At 40.2% G+C, this 16,671-nt stretch carries 13 protein-coding genes; 4 read left to right on the top strand and 9 right to left on the bottom strand.

Annotation, left to right across the window (positions count from 1 at the left end):
• Positions 1-45: 45 nt before the first annotated feature.
• Together tgt and LI954_RS05975 are read right to left on the bottom strand one after the other, a co-directional pair.
• Positions 46-1,191 carry a tRNA guanosine(34) transglycosylase Tgt gene (tgt, locus tag LI954_RS05980; protein ID WP_229443956.1) on the bottom strand — a complete coding sequence of 382 codons (1,146 nt, stop codon included), beginning with the start codon at positions 1,189-1,191 and terminating at the stop codon, positions 46-48.
• Positions 1,192-2,076: 885 nt separating this feature from the next.
• Entirely contained in the window at positions 2,077-3,174 is a 1,098-nt protein-coding gene (locus LI954_RS05975) for an iron-containing alcohol dehydrogenase family protein (protein WP_229443955.1), read from the bottom strand.
• Between the two features lie 176 nt (positions 3,175-3,350).
• Between LI954_RS05975 and LI954_RS05970 the strand changes: the two genes are divergently transcribed.
• The 3 genes from LI954_RS05970 (at position 3,351) to LI954_RS05960 (ending at position 7,140) form a co-directional block, all read left to right on the top strand.
• Positions 3,351-4,814: an ABC transporter permease subunit gene (locus LI954_RS05970; RefSeq protein ID WP_229443954.1), complete on the top strand. Its 1,464-nt coding sequence runs from the start codon at positions 3,351-3,353 to the stop codon at positions 4,812-4,814.
• The gene (locus LI954_RS05965; protein ID WP_202064139.1) at positions 4,807-5,529 is read left to right on the top strand and encodes an amino acid ABC transporter ATP-binding protein; all 723 of its coding nucleotides are present in this window, start codon (positions 4,807-4,809) and stop codon (positions 5,527-5,529) included. The genes LI954_RS05970 and LI954_RS05965 overlap by 8 nt, the downstream gene beginning before the upstream one ends.
• A 459-nt stretch (positions 5,530-5,988) precedes the next feature.
• The gene (locus LI954_RS05960; protein ID WP_229443953.1) at positions 5,989-7,140 is read left to right on the top strand and encodes a pyridoxal phosphate-dependent aminotransferase; all 1,152 of its coding nucleotides are present in this window, start codon (positions 5,989-5,991) and stop codon (positions 7,138-7,140) included.
• A 309-nt stretch (positions 7,141-7,449) separates the two neighbouring features.
• Here LI954_RS05960 and LI954_RS05955 read toward each other — a convergent pair whose 3' ends face one another.
• The 4 genes from LI954_RS05955 to LI954_RS05940 all read right to left on the bottom strand — a co-directional run bounded on the left by LI954_RS05955 (position 7,450) and on the right by LI954_RS05940 (position 10,504).
• Positions 7,450-8,061 (bottom strand): hypothetical protein, encoded by a 612-nt coding sequence (locus LI954_RS05955; RefSeq protein ID WP_229441844.1) that lies wholly within the window; start codon positions 8,059-8,061, stop codon positions 7,450-7,452.
• 219 nt (positions 8,062-8,280) lie between these two features.
• Complete coding sequence (gene rsmA, locus LI954_RS05950; RefSeq protein ID WP_202064134.1) at positions 8,281-9,168, bottom strand: 16S rRNA (adenine(1518)-N(6)/adenine(1519)-N(6))-dimethyltransferase RsmA; 888 nt, start codon at positions 9,166-9,168, stop codon at positions 8,281-8,283.
• Positions 9,165-9,737 carry a ribonuclease M5 gene (gene rnmV, locus LI954_RS05945; RefSeq protein WP_229441845.1) on the bottom strand — a complete coding sequence of 191 codons (573 nt, stop codon included), beginning with the start codon at positions 9,735-9,737 and terminating at the stop codon, positions 9,165-9,167. The genes rsmA and rnmV overlap by 4 nt, the downstream gene beginning before the upstream one ends.
• The gene (locus tag LI954_RS05940) at positions 9,734-10,504 is read right to left on the bottom strand and encodes a TatD family hydrolase (protein WP_229443952.1); all 771 of its coding nucleotides are present in this window, start codon (positions 10,502-10,504) and stop codon (positions 9,734-9,736) included. The genes rnmV and LI954_RS05940 overlap by 4 nt, the downstream gene beginning before the upstream one ends.
• Before the next feature lie 856 nt (positions 10,505-11,360).
• On the opposite strand from LI954_RS05940, the gene LI954_RS05935 reads away from it, so the two are divergent.
• Positions 11,361-11,948 carry a hypothetical protein gene (locus LI954_RS05935; protein WP_229443951.1) on the top strand — a complete coding sequence of 196 codons (588 nt, stop codon included), beginning with the start codon at positions 11,361-11,363 and terminating at the stop codon, positions 11,946-11,948.
• A gap of 115 nt (positions 11,949-12,063) precedes the next feature.
• Here the strand turns inward: LI954_RS05935 and metG are convergent, their stop codons facing one another.
• The 3 genes from metG to LI954_RS05920 form a co-directional block, all read right to left on the bottom strand.
• Positions 12,064-14,073, bottom strand: coding sequence for a methionine--tRNA ligase (gene metG / locus LI954_RS05930; protein WP_202064129.1), 2,010 nt, complete (start codon positions 14,071-14,073; stop codon positions 12,064-12,066).
• 193 nt (positions 14,074-14,266) lie between these two features.
• On the bottom strand, positions 14,267-15,655 hold the full coding sequence (locus LI954_RS05925; protein ID WP_229441849.1) for an amino acid permease: 1,389 nt from the start codon (positions 15,653-15,655) through the stop codon (positions 14,267-14,269).
• Positions 15,656-15,677: 22 nt separating this feature from the next.
• Positions 15,678-16,541 (bottom strand): GRP family sugar transporter, encoded by an 864-nt coding sequence (locus LI954_RS05920; protein ID WP_229443950.1) that lies wholly within the window; start codon positions 16,539-16,541, stop codon positions 15,678-15,680.
• Between the last annotated feature and the right edge of the window lie 130 nt (positions 16,542-16,671).

Raw genomic sequence — 16,671 nt, 5'->3', positions numbered from 1 at the left:
CTGTAACAAATAATACAAGATAACACTAGCATTTTACTGCAATTCTTAGAAACTTTTCGCATTTTCCTTATTGAAACCATACTCTTCAAAAAAGGCTTGTCTGAATTCCAGAAGCTGATCATCCATAATCGCCTGACGGACCTGCTTCATCAAGTTCAACAGGAAGTACAGATTATGATAAGAAGTCAGTCGAATACCGAATGTTTCATCGCACTTGATTAGATGACGTATATAAGCACGTGTATAATTTTTACAGGTATAACAGTCGCACTTTTCATCCAGAGGACGGAAATCTCTTGCATACTGCGCATTTTTGACAACTAGTCTTCCCTGAGATGTCATGCAGGTGCCATTACGGGCAATTCGTGTAGGCAGAACACAGTCAAACATATCGATTCCGCGAATAACACCGTCAATCAATGAATCCGCCGTACCAACTCCCATGAGATAACGAGGTTTGTTTTCCGGAATCAGCGGAGTGGTAAACTCAAGAACTCGATTCATTTCCTCTTTCGGTTCGCCTACAGAAAGACCGCCAATGGAATAGCCCGGAAAATCCATGCTGATTAAGTCTTTAGCACTTTGACGACGAAGATCTTCAAAGCCAGCTCCCTGAATAATGCCAAACAATCCCTGACGATCGGGATTTTTATGGGCCTTCAGTCCTCGTTCCGCCCAACGACTGGTGCGCTCAATTGAATCTTTCACATAATTATAGCTTTCATCAAAAGGAGGACATTCATCAAAGCTCATCATAATATCCGAGCCAAGCTTGTTTTGAATATCAATTGCTTTTTCCGGTGATAAAAACATAGGAGAACCATTTAAGTGATTCTTAAAGTGAACCCCTTCTTCAGAAATATTCCGCATATCACTCAGTGAGAACACCTGAAATCCGCCTGAATCAGTCAGAATCGGCTGATCCCAGTTCATAAATTTATGCAGTCCGCCTGCTTCTTCCACTAAATCTTCTCCTGGTCGAAGCCATAAATGGTATGTATTGCTGAGAATTACCCCTGCACCCATTTCTTTCAATTCTTCCGGCGCCATTGTTTTAACTGTTGCCAAGGTACCTACAGGCATGAACATAGGTGTCGGGAATGTGCCGTGCGGAGTGATTAATTCTCCCAGACGTGCACCTGTATGTTTTTCTTTTTTTATTAACCGATAACGAACGGCTGGTTCAGTCATTCATTTCCCTGCTTTCTATATCAAAATTCATCCTTCCCCATCATACTGTTTTTCCATTCTCATTGCAAGATTTCTAAGGATTCCTTTATTTATTTAAGGTATCTTTTATGAAAGAAGCCAGGACAAACACTCATGAGGGCTATCGCCCACACCAAACAGAATGAAAATAAAAAACGATCGACCTACATGCTATTTCCTGTCATACTAAAGAGGACAGAAGAGCTTCTAGATCGATCGCTTATTGAGGTTCTTCTCCAAGTTAACCTTGAGGGACAAACTAGATCGTTCTACTTATTTGCCCCTGCGGTTACTCGTCGCATGAAAAGATCTGTACCAATCATTAGGTCACAGAACCTGCGTATAAAAATAAATTATTTCTATAAATAGAATAGCTCCTTCTGTACATTTTTTCAAGGGAAACCCAATCGAATACAGGCATTTTTCTTTCGGATAAGAAGGAATACCGGACACAAAAAAACAGTCGTAGCAACTGTACATTTGATGGTACGAATTATTATATCGGATGTTTTCCGATGCATCCCGTTACCAAGAACTTGGAGAAAGAGAGTTACAAGAGAAAAAGACTACTCTAACACTTACAGGTGTCAAAGTAATCTAAACCAAATCTGGATAACTACGAATGAAGTAGGAGGTAGCCAGATTTGGTTTTTGAGGTGTTTAATTTTCGTATAAGAAGTGCTCAGCTTCAAGCAATAAAAAAGAATTCACTAAAATTGCTTCACAAATTTTTGGTGAATTTCTTTTTATTGTCAGAGAAGTTACTTCTGTCCTGCCATTTATCTAAATTTTTATATACTGTAGTTTGTTTGGTATTGCTGCTTCAGATTTCTTCATCTTCTTTTTTTATTCAATATCGGCTGTCTTTTATACAGAATTTTTTTCTGCCATAAATACTTCAAGTGCCTGCATTGCCTGATAAACGACCTCCGGAGTAATTGTTTCCTTCATATAATGAATTGTTTCATGAGGAGCAGCTGCCCGCTCAGCGACAGCTTTATACTCAGCATCAGAAAGTGAAAACCCCAATTCTTTCAGAGATGCCGGCAAATTCATTGAACGGTAAAACGACAGTAATTCTTCAATTTCATTCCATTTATCTTCAATTACCAATTGTACAAAAACACCATAAGCCACTTTATTGCCATGCAGCTGATGATGGCTGTCAGGTAAAAGTGTGAGCGCGTCATGAATAGAATGTGCACCTGCAGTTCGTCCATAGTCATCACCAAATCCGCCAACCATACCGCCGAGCAGAATATTCGTTTCAATCACATTTAAAAATGACTGATTCAGTTTTCCAGTCTTCATCGCTGCAATCGCCTGCTCACTGTCCCTCAGAAGTATCTCCCTGCATTGTCTCGCAGCAAACGAGGCAACGCCAATTTCAATCGGTTGAACCGTCAGCTGTGAAATCATTGTATCAGCTTCATACCACTTTGCCAGTGTATCGCCGATTCCCGCCACCATCAGGTTAACAGGTGAATGAAGGATAACGGAGGGTTCAATTAAAATCAGCGAATTGCTCACTGGATAAACATCATACCGATCCATTTCTCCATCCTCTTTATACACAACACTTAGTGGTGTATACGCAGCACAAGTAGCCGCCAAAGTAGGCAAAATAATGATTGGAATTCCTAACTGGTATGCTGCTGCTTTTCCCAGATCAGAAACTGTTCCGCCTCCGACTGCAACAATTCCAGACATTCTCTCTTCCTTAGCATATACAGCTGCTTTTGCGATTTCTTTATCCGTACATCTGCCGCCATATGCCATAAACTTACTGTATATATTCTCAAATTCTGGAAAAAACGGCTTTGCCGCTTGCCATGAATTCTTTCCATGCAAAATCAAAACTCGCTTTAAATTTCTTCTCTGCAAATGGTCTTCCAATCCATTCCATGCTCCTTCACGGCACTCATATTCCTGAGGTGCACCTCTAACAATTAATGACTGTTCCATCTATTTGTTACTCCTTAAACTATTTTTATTCAACCTTTTTTCTGAGGTGTAATTTCCTCTTTTCCTTTAATACAAACTATGATATGATAAAAAACATCTGAAAACAATAAATTTTTATACATTTACACCGATTATTAAGAATATTTATTGAATAGTTTATCAAAGGAGTTCAGTTTATGAAAACTTGGAAAAAATTTTTTACCCTTATTCTGCCTGTACTGATAGTCGTTCTATCATTACTTCCAATTAAGACAGCTTTTGCAGAAGAAACTGATGCAGTTTATGACAAAATCATGGATAGAGGAGAATTAATTGTCGGTTTATCTGCCGACTATGCTCCTTATGAGTTCCATGCTAATGTAGATGGAAAGGATACAATTGTTGGTTTTGATGTTGCAATCGCACAGAAAATCGCAGATGATCTTGGTGTAGACCTGAAAATTGAAGAGCTGGGATTCGACGCCTTGCTTGGTGCACTGAAAACCGGCAAAATTGATTTAATCATCTCCGGTATGGCTCCCACAGTTGAACGACTGAAAGAAGTAGACTTCTCAACGGCCTATATGGATGTGCAACAACGAGTGATTGTTAGAAAAGAAGATCAGGACACCTTTAAAACTACAGACGACTTTGAAGGAATAAAAGTCGGTGTTCAAAAACAAAGTACTCAGGAGGAACTGGCTAAAAACGAGCTGACTGGTTCCATCCCAACTTCACTTCAAAAGGTTCCGGATATCATTATGAACTTGAAAAATAAAAAGGTCGATGCAGTTATTCTGGAAGGACCTGTTGCTGAAGCGTATGTTGATCGTAATGACGACCTGGTGTTTGCGGATGTAGAATTCGTGGAAGGCGAAAAGCAAACAGCTATTGCAATGGCTAAAAACACTCCTATTCTAAAAGAAAGAGTAAATGCTTCTATTCAAACCATCAAGGATAATAATTTACTGGACGGCTACAAAAAGGATGCCGCAGCTTTAATGTTTGAAGATAATGAAAACTTTATTCAAAAATATGGCAGGTTTTATCTGAACGGTGCCGGCTATACAATCTTCCTTGCCTTTATCGGTGTGCTTTTCGGTGGTATCCTTGGCGGGATTCTGGCATTGATGAAACTGTCTAAATCAAAAATCCTGCGAGCTCTGGCTATTATTTATATTGAATATGTCAGAGGAACACCCTTACTGGTTCAAATTTTTATTGTTTACTTCGGAACCGGCGTTTTGGGACTGGATTTATCTAAGCTGGCAGCCGGATGTATTGCACTTTCACTGAACAGCGGTGCATATGTTGCTGAAATTGTACGTGCCGGAATCAATGCGGTAAACAAAGGTCAGCTGGAAGCTGCACGTTCACTGGGAATGACTCAGCCCCAGGCAATGCGCTACATTATTCTGCCTCAGGCAATCAAAAATATTCTTCCTGCACTGGGAAATGAATTTGTTACAGTAATCAAAGAATCATCGGTTGTTTCTGTCATCGGTGTATCCGAGCTGATTTTCCAAGCAGGAAATGTTCAAGGTGCAAGCTTCAAGCCGTTCCTGCCATATCTGGTTGTATCACTAATTTACTTTGTATTGACATTTACCATTTCCCGTCTGTTGGGTGTGGCTGAAAGGAGAATGAGTACGAGTGATTAAGATTGAAAATCTGCATAAATCTTTTGATAAAAATGAAGTATTAAAAGGAATTGATTTAACAGTAAATGCCGGTGAAGTGGTGGTAATTATCGGTCCTTCCGGCAGTGGTAAAAGTACATTCCTTCGCTGTCTGAATTTATTGGAGCAGCCGACTGACGGAAAAATTGAATTTGAAGGTAAAAATCTGTTGGATAAAGGAACAGATATCGACGCACTTCGTCAAAAAATGGGCATGGTTTTCCAAAGCTTTAACTTGTTTCCGCATAAAACCGTTCTGGAAAATCTGACAATCAGCCCGATTAAAGTGAAAAAGGAATCTCCCGAGCAGGCAAACACCAAAGCCCTTGCTCTTCTGGAGCAGGTTGGATTGAAGGAGAAAAAGGACAGCTATCCTTCCAGTTTATCTGGTGGACAGCAGCAGCGTGTAGCAATTGCCCGTGCTCTTGCAATGAATCCCGATGTCATGTTGTTTGATGAACCTACTTCTGCCTTAGACCCTGAAATGGTTGGAGAAGTACTATCCGTAATGAAAGCTCTGGCTGTTAAGGGAATGACTATGGTGGTTGTCACACATGAGATGGGCTTCGCCAGAGAAGTAGCTGACCGTGTCATCTTCATGGATGCAGGCGTCATTCAAGAGGAAGGAACGCCGGAAGAAATCTTCGGTAATCCAAAAAATTCACGTACACAAGACTTTTTACGTAAAGTGTTATAAAATAGACAGAGTCTGGCTGACTAATAATCACTTAAGTATATTGGAAACCTAAAATTATGTGTTTGATTTTCAGAGGGACTGTGACATAAGTATGTCTGAGATCCCTAAAACTGAATAAACGGTGTTCCATTCTTTGTATGATTCGAGCATTCGAAGAAGCGTAGAAGCAAAGCCCCTCCATGCTTCGAGGATCGGAACGAAGTGAGAACCGTAGACGCAGAAGCTGTCTCTTCGGAAATAAGTCGAACTATACTGAAAATATGAGTAGCTATTTTCGTATAGTCCGACTTATTGACATAAATCACTACGATTGACTCGTCAGAGTAGATAATGCATGTTACCTACCTGGTTCTTGAGACAGAACACTTCTGTCTCAACCTCCTTTTTCTATACATATGAAGAATAAGAATCGGCAGCTTGCTTTTGATTATTTAATTAACTGAGAAAGAGTGATGGAAAATGGATATTTCAAAGATCGCTATACGACATCAGCAACCAGTAGAAAATATTTTAATGGATATCGCCACTTTGGCAAAACAAACACCTGATTTAATTGACCTTTCTTTAGGCGATCCTGACTTGATTACAGACGAACGAATCATTGATGCAGCATTTACTGATGCCAAAGCCGGTCATACAAAATATACGGCTTCTGGAGGCAGCAGCGCATTTATTGATGCTGTGGCTGCGTTCTATAAAAAGCAGTACAATTTATCGTTTCTTCCCTCACAGGTTCGTGCCACAGTAGGCGCCTTGCATGGAATGTATTTGACTCTGCAGGTAATACTTGATCCGGGAGATGAAGTTATTATTCATGAACCGTATTTTTCACCGTACAGAGATCAGGTTGTTTTTGCCGGTGGTATCCCGGTTTTTGTTCCTACTTATGAAGAAGACCAGTTTCAATTGAATATTGAACTTTTAAAACAGGCAATTACAGACAAGACAAAAGCGATTATTATCAATTCGCCAAATAATCCGACCGGAGCAGTTTTTTCAACAGAAATATTTAAAGCTATTGCAGATTTAGCCATTAAACATGATTTTTATATCCTTTCTGATGAAGTGTATGAAGCATTCTGTTTTTATGATGAGTTTACCCCGATGGCAGCCTTTGCACCGGAGCATACAATTACATTCAGCAGCTTCTCAAAGGCATTTGCAATGACTGGCTGGCGAATCGGCTATATGATTGCACCGGATTACATTAATGCTGCGGCTAAACTAATTAATGAAAGTGTAACTTATTCCGCTCCTACCCTTTCCCAGCAAGCGGGGATTTATGCATTGGAACACTCAGAAACACTTATTCCTGAAGTTGTCTCTGTCTTCAAGGAACGACTTGAGTACATTCAAAAAAGAGTTGCTGAAATTGATTTCCTTTCCATGCTTCCAGTAAAAGGAACCATGTACGCATTTATCAATATTGAAAAAACCAGCTTAAACTCTATTGCTTTTGCAGAAAAGGTGTTAAAGGAAACAAAAGTATTGGTCATTCCCGGGAAAGCATTTGGAGAGACGACTGGTGACAGTCACGTGCGCTTAGCGGCAACACAGGATCTTGAAGAGCTGAAAGAATCCTTTGACCGAATGGAAAAATTATCTTTTTGAAAAATACATTAACCACCCATTTACTAAATGATATTACAACTGGAAAACCTTTCCCGCTTCATTAATTTGGCATTGACGTTTAACTGTTCTGCCGCGTTGATTAGTGATTTACAGCAGGCAAATCATATTACAGCAATTGAAAAAGATAATTTAAAGGCTAGGCTGCCCGGTGCTTAATTATCTTTTTGATTTTGACGAAACATTGGCTGCTTCTAAATAATTCAGTGTCTTAGCCACTATTGAAATCAGATTTAAACAGAAAAAGCAGACTCCGTGCCTATTAAACTGACATGGAGTCTGCTTATTTTATTATGATTTTACGGTTGAGGAACGCGACAGCAGCCTTTTTGCGCTTGTGAAGACAGGAATATCCGTCGTTTTACTTAAACTGCCGGCAATAAAGTAGGCAAGGTTAAAATCAACCAGACTGTGGATGATTCCACCCACACCCATCAAAAGAAGAATTGAGTAGATATAACCATCAGAATAATAGGTTCCCGGTAAGTTGCCCAGCGTATAGAAAACAGTGATAACAACCAGCTCAGCAGCCGAGTGAATGACAGCAATCACTAAATTGAATAACTGGAAACGACCATTAAGCAATGAAAATTTATCAGAATGCAGTGCGACTTCTGGATGTTTATTTAGATAAACAGCTCCAATCACTGCAAAAACTAAATGAGACAATGCCCTTAATGCGATAATTGGTGTTGCAGACAAAAAGAATCCAAAGCCTGTTCCCAAAGAAACCGCAATTGCTGCTGTTGGTGAAATAAACATCGCCAGAAATACCGGAACATGACTTGCTAAAGTAAAGGAAGCTGGTCCTATGGTAATTCTTGGCATTACCATAGGAATAATGATTCCCATCGCTATCAGAAGCGCTGAAATAGTCAATTCTCTAACTGATTTTTTTCTCATAATTTCCTCCCGTATATGTCTTGACACATTTGTTGATTCTTATTCTATGCAAAAACAAGAGATGTGTCAAGACACCCTCCGGATGATTACGTTTCCAATTTCATTCATGGAAAGAAACTTTAACAAAATAAAAAAACCAATCAAAGAGCCCTGCCCTCAGCTTCCAGATTCTCCTCTGATTGCCGCAGGTTTCAGCATATTTGACTGGGTCTGTTTATTTTACGATTTATATTTTTCCATAGTATTGCTTAGTCGGGCAAACTCTTCCAGAGAGAGTGTTTCACCTCTTCGGGAAGCATCAATCTCTGATTCTTCCAAACTTTTTTTCAACCATTCCACTGTAGTCTCATCTTTTCCATAATAATGGGTCAGATTATTCCAAAGTGTCTTTCTTCTTAACTGGAAGGATGCTTTTGTCAGTTTAAAAAATTCTTTTTCATTACTGACATCAACTGCAGGTGTTTCCCGCTTTTTCAATGTAATGATTGCAGAATCTACATTCGGTTGAGGAACAAAGACAGTCTTTGGCACAATAAATGCCACTGCTGCTTCCATATAATACTGAACAGCGATGGATAATGAACCGTAGGCTTTTGTCCCCGGAATCGCAGAAATTCTATCGGCTACTTCTCTCTGCATCATGACAACCATTTCTGAAACATCCAGATCTGATTCTAAAAAATGCATCATGATAGGCGTCGTAATATAGTATGGCAGATTTGCTACCACCTTAAGCGGCAATTCATCATTTTTAAAGACTCTGGCAGTCTCTGCAGACAAATGCGTCTTCAGTACATCTTCATGAACCACGGTCACATTATCATAAGGAGACAGCGTATCTTCCAGTACAGGGATCAAGCGATCATCGATTTCGAAAGCCAATACCTGCGCTGCATTCCTTGCCAGTTGTTCTGTCAGCGCACCAATTCCCGGACCAACCTCGATTACATTGGTCTGTTGATCAATTTCTGCTGTATCTACAATTTTTCTTAGAATATTTGGTTCCGTCAAAAAATTTTGTCCTAAGCTTTTCTTAAATGAAAAGCCGTGTTCCTTTAGTATCTCCCTTGTCCGGGAGGGAGTTGCAATATCTTTATAATCCTTCACAGTGATTCCTCCACTTTTGCCATTGCCTCTTTCAATTCTGTTTCAGTGATTCGAAACATTTGCAGGCGTTTTACCAGTTGCTTACTATTTGTATAGCCGATACGCAGTTCATCACCTAGTCGTTCCCGGCGTTCTTTTGCATTGGCTCCTGCTATTAAACCATAGTCCAGTAATATCTGTCTAGAAATTTCCTGATAATTATCTGTTTCAAATGTCGGCGTGACCACTTTTCTCAGCGCTTCGATAATGGCTTCATCACTGGCATGTTCCACACCTAAACTGCTTCCTCTTTTTTGAGGTTCAGCCAGACGACGGGATAAGAAAGCATGCTTTGCATCCGGCACGACCTCCATAATGATTTTACGGATTTTTTCTCCTGAATAGTCCGGATCAGTGAACACAATGACCCCTCGCATTTCCTGTGCATGCTCGATTTGAGCCAAAATATCTTCATTAATCGCAGAACCTATAGTTTCAATTGTATCTGCATCGACGACTTCCAACAGCCGACGGGTGTCATCTTTTCCTTCGACGACTATAATTTCCTCAATTTTCATCTTCTCTGTCATTTTTCAATCTTAAAAAGCTGATGAGCGTTTTGGGTCGTCTGCTGCGCCAACTCTTCCCAGTTCATATTTCTCATCTCAGCTATTTTCTCCACGACATAACGTGTATAGCCTGGTTCATTTCGTTTCCCTCTGTAAGGAACCGGAGCCAGATAAGGAGCATCAGTTTCAACCAGCATACGATCCAGCGGAACCTCTTTTGCAGACGCCTGTATCTCAACTGCCTTTTTAAAGGTGACAACTCCGCTAAAGGAAATATGCATTCCCAGATCAAGAAATTTTTTCATCCATTCCTCATCGCCACTATAACTATGCATAATTCCACCGATATCTCTGACATCTTCTTCTTTTAGGACCTTGTAGGTATCCTCAATGGCATCCCGCATGTGAATACTAATCGGCAGCTTCATTTCCTTTGCTATGGCAATCTGTCTGCGAAATACTTTATCCTGAACCTCTTTCGGATCCTCCATCCAGTAATAATCCAAACCTATTTCACCCAGCGCAACCACTTTAGGTGTCGTTAAACGTTCCTGCAAATTTTTTTCAATTTCAGCAGTATAACTCCCTGCTTCAGTTGGATGCCAGCCAATAATACTGTATATATCCTTGTACTTCTTGCTTAGCTCCAGCGATTTTATAATAGTAGGTGTATCAAAACCGACAACAGCCATTTCTGTCACACCTAACTCTTGCGCACGTTCAATAGTCTCCGGTATATCCTCATTAAATTGCTCTGCATTCAAATGGGTATGTGAATCAAAAATCATCTAACTTCCTCCTTGCCATTATCACTCTACCATATTTTAACAGAAACAGGGAGAAAGAAAAGCTGCAAGCGCCTGTTTAGCTCACGAATGATATAGGAAACTGGCAGAGTGACGCTCTCTGTCACTATAGGCAGTTTATCTTATCATTGAGTGAGCTGGTGTATGCAGCTGGACAATAGAAAAGCTGCAGGCACCTGTTTAGCTCACGAATGATATAGGAAACTGGCAGAGTGACGCTCTCTGTCACTATAGGCAGTTTATCTTATCATTGAGTGAGCTGGTGTATGCAGCTGGACAATAAGAAAAGCTGAACGAGTCGCTTAACTCATGAGCGATAAAGGTAAACGAAAAATATGATGCTCTTTATCATGAGGTTCGTTTGAATTATCGTCGATTGAGTTGACTCGTGAAGCTGGACAATAGAAAAGCTGAACGAGCTTGTTCAGACTATGAGCGATAAAGAAAACTGGTTAAGTGATGCTCTTTATCACTTGGACAGTTTATCTTATCGTCGATTAGTCTAGCTCGTGAAGCTGAACAATAAGAAAAGCTGCAAGCTCCTGTTTAGCTCACGAATGATATAGGAAACTGGCAGAGTGACGCTCTCTGTCACTATAGGCAGTTTATCTTATCATTGAGTGAGCTGGTGTATGCAGCTAGACAATAAGAAAAGCTGCAGGCACCTGTTTATCGTATTGCTGGTGAAGCTCTTTCAAAGTACGTATATTAAACCACACAACTAATCCCTGCTCCCGACATCTTCCTGCTTATTCCCCTCCGCCTCAAGCCTGATGCTCTTTCTTCAATTTCCTGTTACACTGCTCTTACATTTACTGTAGTTAGGAGTTGATTTAAGTTGAAACAAAGTGATACTTCCAACCTGTTCAAATCGATGATTGCACAAAAGGCAACTGCAAATCGAAAAGATCAGACACAGACACTCTGGCATTGGATTCTTCTGATACTTTTTGCCATGCTTACATACGCTAGCATGTTTCAACAAATACTTTTAATTGTTCTTTTGATTGGGGTTACAGCTGTCGTAAAAGGACCCTTAATGCTTTTGTGGGGCAGTATCTATTCTGCGCTCGTTGCCTTTTTCCCGCCAATTACCATGTTGCTCTCCATTTTATTTTTTGTATTGAATATCGGCGCTGCCGCAAAAAACTGGCGCATTACGCTAGTTGGGATTTTTTTCTATCTCTATCCGCTACTTGCCCGTCTCAGCCAATCCTTACTAGATATCAATTCCCGCTGGATTACTCTATTGCTGTTAACAATTGGGATTACAGGCTTTCATTTTTTACTGAAATGGCTTTATCAACAATATTTCACCAGCCACAGTTTAATGGTAACCATTGTCAGTATGCCGCACACTCTCTTTGTTCTCTTCCTTCCAAGCAAAATCCCTGGTTTGAAGAAAACAAGGAAAACAAACTATTAATACACTGCTGTTCGTACGATCAAATCGTAAATGAGTAATTTCATTACGGTTTGATCCTTTTTGTATGTTATGAAAATAGGACAACCATCAAAACAGATGATTGTCCCAGTCTACTTTATGCAATAATTGACCCATTCGGCATATCTTTTGGTGCTTCAATCACTTGAAGCTTACCATCTTTATCTTCAGCAGAAAGAATCATTCCCTGACTGATCTGACCTCTCATTTTTCTGGGTTTCAGGTTGGCAATAACAGCGACCTTAGTCCCAATTAAAACACTTGGATCAGGATAGAACTCAGCGATGCCTGAAAGAATCTGACGATCCTGTTCATCTCCGGCAGCCAGACGAAACTGCAGCAGCTTGTCAGCACCTTTTACTTTTTTGCAGTCAATAACCTCTGCCACTTTTATTTCTATTTTATCGAAATCTTCGTATTTAATTTCCTTCTCTTTCGTAGAAACCAGTGTTGTCTCTTCTGGATCCCATTTAATCTCTTCTTCTTGGTTTGGTGCTTTTCGAGACATTTTCTTTTGAATATACGTTACTTCAGTCTCCAAGTCCAGACGAGGAAAAATAGGTGTTCCCTTTGTGACAACTTTTGCACCTTCAGGAAACTCGCCAAAATGAATGGCTTCCATGCTCATTTTTTCAGAATCAAGTCCCAGCTGATCAAAAACTTTCTTCGGTGTTTCAGTTAAAAACGGCTGTAAAAGAATGGCAACGATTCTCAATGACTCAGCCAGATGAATCATCACGCTGTTCAATTCATTTTTCTTCTCTTCATCTTTAGCCAGAATCCACGGCTGTGTTTCATCAATATATTTGTTGGCACGTGAAATGAGTGCCCAAAGCTCTGCAATAGCTGTATTGAACTCCATCTTTTCCATTGCTTCGTGATATTTGCCGATCACATTTGCAGCTGTAGTGGAAAGCTCACTGTCAAACGGTGTTACTTTAGATGCATATTCTGGAACATATCCGTCACAGTATTTATTAATCATTGCAATTGTACGATTCAACAGGTTCCCTAAATCATTGGCAAGATCATAGTTCATACGTGAAACAAAATCTTCCGGCGTGAATACACCGTCACTGCCAAAAGGAATCGAACGCAGAAGGTAGTAGCGCAACGCATCCAAGCCATAGCGATCAACCAGCATATCCGGATAGACAACATTTCCTTTTGATTTGGACATTTTGCCGTCCTTCATCAACAGCCAGCCATGGCCAAAAATCTTTTTAGGCAAAGGCAAATCCAGAGCCATCAGCATAATCGGCCAGTAAATGGTATGGAATCGAACAATCTCTTTTCCAACCATATGCACATCTGCAGGCCAGTATTTTTGGAACAGACTGTCATCATCAGAGCCATAACCCAAGGCAGTTATATAATTGGATAATGCATCAATCCACACATAAACTACATGCTTTGGATCATTTTTCAATGGAATTCCCCAAGAGAATGTTGCTCTGGAAACTGCTAAATCTTCCAAACCGGGTTTGATAAAGTTATTGATCATTTCGTTTTTACGTGATTCAGGCTGAATAAACTCGGGATGCTCGTTATAATACTCAAGAAGACGATCCGCATATTTACTCATACGGAAGAAATAAGATTCTTCTTTTACAAGCTCTACTTCATGACCGCTTGGCGCTTTCCCGCCAATAACATTTCCTTCTTCGTCACGGTACACTTCAGCCAGTTGAGTTTCAGTGAAATATTCTTCATCAGAAATTGAATACCAGCCTTCATATTCGCCTAAATAAATATCGCCCTGTTGCAGCAGCTGATTGAATATTTGCTGAACAGCCTTCACGTGGTAGCTGTCAGTAGTACGAATAAACTTGTCGTAACTGATATCCAGTGTCTTCCATAGCTTCTGGACATCTGCGGCCATTTTATCAACATACTCTTTGGGCGTTACACCAAGTTCGTTTGTTTTTTGTTCAATCTTCTGTCCATGTTCATCCACACCTGTTAAATAAAAAACGTCAAACCCCATTAAACGTTTATAGCGAGCTAAAGCATCACAGGCGATTGTTGTATAAGAATTACCGATATGTAATTGTCCGCTTGGATAGTATATAGGTGTTGTAATATAAAATGTTTCTTTTTGCGTCATTTAGAAACATCCTCCTTTTTTAGTTTTCAGAAGTACCTTCTTTTTACTCCTAAACAGTATAACATAATTCGTTGAATTTTCACTATAAATACTGGTTTTTCTCAAGCCTTTTCATTATAGAAACAAACAGATTTTGTCCTTGAAAAGGAACAGAGAGAGAGAAAGCATTGCTGCTTTCTCCCACTTAATTTCTCTATATTTTCTTATTATGAAGATTACTGTGCTTATACCCATAGGCAAAATAAATCACAATTCCCAGAACCAGCGCTACAGCAAAAACCTTCCACGTAGCTGCCTGCAGCTGAAGCATCAGTCCGCCGCTCACAATGATTAATACGATTGGAATAACGGGAACAAATGGAATGCGGAACTCGTCTTCTTTCGGCTCTCCCATCATACTTCTCAAGCGAATGATACCAAATCCCATAACAATAAGGTACATTAGCGTAACAATATTTGTCAGCTCAGCCAGCAGGTTTAAAGGAAAGATTCCTGCAAAAATCATCGTTGCAGCTCCGGCAACATAGGTTGCATTTTTCGGTGTATGTCTTTTCTCATCAATTTTTCCCAAGAATTTTGGCAGCAGCCCATCTTTACTAATTGCATAAATGATCCGGGCAAGGCTGTACATCATGGCAATCGTTACTGTCAGCAGAGTCAAAATAGCACCCACAGAAATAATCCCTGCAACTGCATCCATTTCAACAAAACGCATGGCAAATGCCACCGGATCTTTTACCCCCAAAGAAGTGTAGGGTACAATACCAGTCAAAATCAGTGTAACAACGATATATAAAACAGTCGTAATAATGATGGAGCCAATAATCCCTTTTGGAATATCCTTTTGAGGATTTTCAACTTCTTCAGCTGCCATACTGACTGCATCAAAGCCAAGGAAAGCAAAGAAAACGACTGCTGCTCCGCTCAATACACCGGAAAAACCAAACGGCATAAACGGCTGCCAATTATCAGGCTTCACATAAAAAATACCCACTAGAACAAATAGCGCAATAATGCCGAATTTTACAAAAACCATCAGATTATTTAGACGCAACGCAGTTTTCGCTTCTAGAGAAACCCAAAACGTTACAAAAATCAACACAACTACAGCAATTAGGTCAACATAACTTCCCTCAGCTGCGTTATAGGCACCGCTCAAAGCCTGCGGCAATTCAATTCCCATACTGCTTAAAAAGCCCTGTACATATCCTGACCAGCCAGAAGCAACAGAAGAGACTGCCAAAAAGAATTCACAGATAACCAGCCACCCGGTCATCCATGCAACAACCTCACCAAAAACAACATACATGTATGCATAAGGTCCGCCAAGTACCGGTATTCTGGACGCAAATTCTGCATAACACAACCCGGAAAGAATAATTGCTACTGCAGCAACTAAAAAGGACAGAACCAGAGCAGGTCCTGCATTTTCTTTTGCGGCAACACCGGTCACGACGAAAATACCTGTACCAACAATTGCTCCAATCCCCAGCATAATCAAATCGATCGTTTTTAAATTTCTTTTCATTCCATTGCTTTCTGCTGAAGGAGCAGTCAGAGCTTTTTTTCTAAAAATTGACATTGTTATCCTCCTAAAAATCAAATTAAGCTTTCATATACCCCAATAATACACCGCCTGCAATAATCAGCAGACAGCCGAAAATGACGAAGCGGATTTCTTTTTTCGTCTTTGCTTCTTTTAAAATAAAAATACCGCCAATTGTAGAGATAATAATTCCCATCTGGGAAAGAGAGAAACTGACAGCCAGACCAATTTGCTGCATGGTCAGAAGCATACAAATATTCCCCAGACCCCATAAAAGTCCGCTGACTGTATTTTTCCAGACAAACGAATCCACCTTTGTTTTCTTAAAGGCGAAAAAGCCGGCACCTGCAAGCATTCCGATACTCTGTGGAAAAATAATTGCCAAGGGGTCCAAGCCGGCAGCATTAATCATAATGGTATATGCGCAATATCCAGCTGTTGAAATAACAACTGCTCTTAAGCCCTTTCCAAAGGCAGGCAGGCCGTCAGTAACAGGTCTGTCATCAGACTGATCTCTTCTTACAGTCAGATAAGCACCGCTGATTAACATCCCTAAAGCAGTTAAGCCTAAAACGAAATCCTTATTGGTTTTCCATTCTCGAAAAAAGACAGCACCTGCAATTGTATTAACAATCAGCTGCAAGCCTGTTGATATAGGAAGACCAACTGAGACTCCAAGAAATTTCATCGCATGAAATTGCTGGTTTTGTCCAACACTCCACAATAAACCGGATAGAAGTCCCACAACAATTACCGGCAACATAATGACAGGCCGCATGAGAATAAAAATGATGACTGAAAGCACCCCTGCACCTATTGTCATACCCAGCGTCTGCTGGTTTGCATCACCGCCGATTCTCCCGCTGATCAGCCCAATACTGCCCCAAGCAAACATTGGTACAAGTGCTAATAATATATCCATCCCTTTCTCCTAACTTAAGTATTCCTCCAACAGTCTAACAAGAAAAAAGGAGCGTGTAAAATGAGAATATGGTGAAAAAAGAGAGCGCCGAAGAATGCAGAGATATTTTCCCTTCAAGTTGCTGAGAAAT

This window comes from Enterococcus sp. CWB-B31, from assembly GCF_020567645.1.
Lineage (GTDB): Bacteria > Bacillota > Bacilli > Lactobacillales > Enterococcaceae > Enterococcus_L.
Note: the sequence above shows the minus strand (reverse complement) of the source record. Positions and strands in the feature narration are given on the sequence as shown.

Bases quoted from the DNA above. Each gene is read 5' to 3' on its own strand.
- LI954_RS05960 (WP_229443953.1), top strand. From the start codon at position 5,989: ATGGATATTTCAAAGATCGCTATACGACATCAGCAACCAGTAGAAAAT.
- LI954_RS05970 (WP_229443954.1), top strand. From the start codon at position 3,351: ATGAAAACTTGGAAAAAATTTTTTACCCTTATTCTGCCTGTACTGATA.
- LI954_RS05975 (WP_229443955.1), bottom strand. From the start codon at position 3,174: ATGGAACAGTCATTAATTGTTAGAGGTGCACCTCAGGAATATGAGTGC.
- LI954_RS05920 (WP_229443950.1), bottom strand. From the start codon at position 16,541: ATGGATATATTATTAGCACTTGTACCAATGTTTGCTTGGGGCAGTATT.
- metG (WP_202064129.1), bottom strand. From the start codon at position 14,073: ATGACGCAAAAAGAAACATTTTATATTACAACACCTATATACTATCCA.
- tgt (WP_229443956.1), bottom strand. From the start codon at position 1,191: ATGACTGAACCAGCCGTTCGTTATCGGTTAATAAAAAAAGAAAAACAT.
- LI954_RS05925 (WP_229441849.1), bottom strand. From the start codon at position 15,655: ATGTCAATTTTTAGAAAAAAAGCTCTGACTGCTCCTTCAGCAGAAAGC.
- rnmV (WP_229441845.1), bottom strand. From the start codon at position 9,737: ATGACAGAGAAGATGAAAATTGAGGAAATTATAGTCGTCGAAGGAAAA.
- LI954_RS05955 (WP_229441844.1), bottom strand. From the start codon at position 8,061: ATGAGAAAAAAATCAGTTAGAGAATTGACTATTTCAGCGCTTCTGATA.
- LI954_RS05940 (WP_229443952.1), bottom strand. From the start codon at position 10,504: ATGATTTTTGATTCACATACCCATTTGAATGCAGAGCAATTTAATGAG.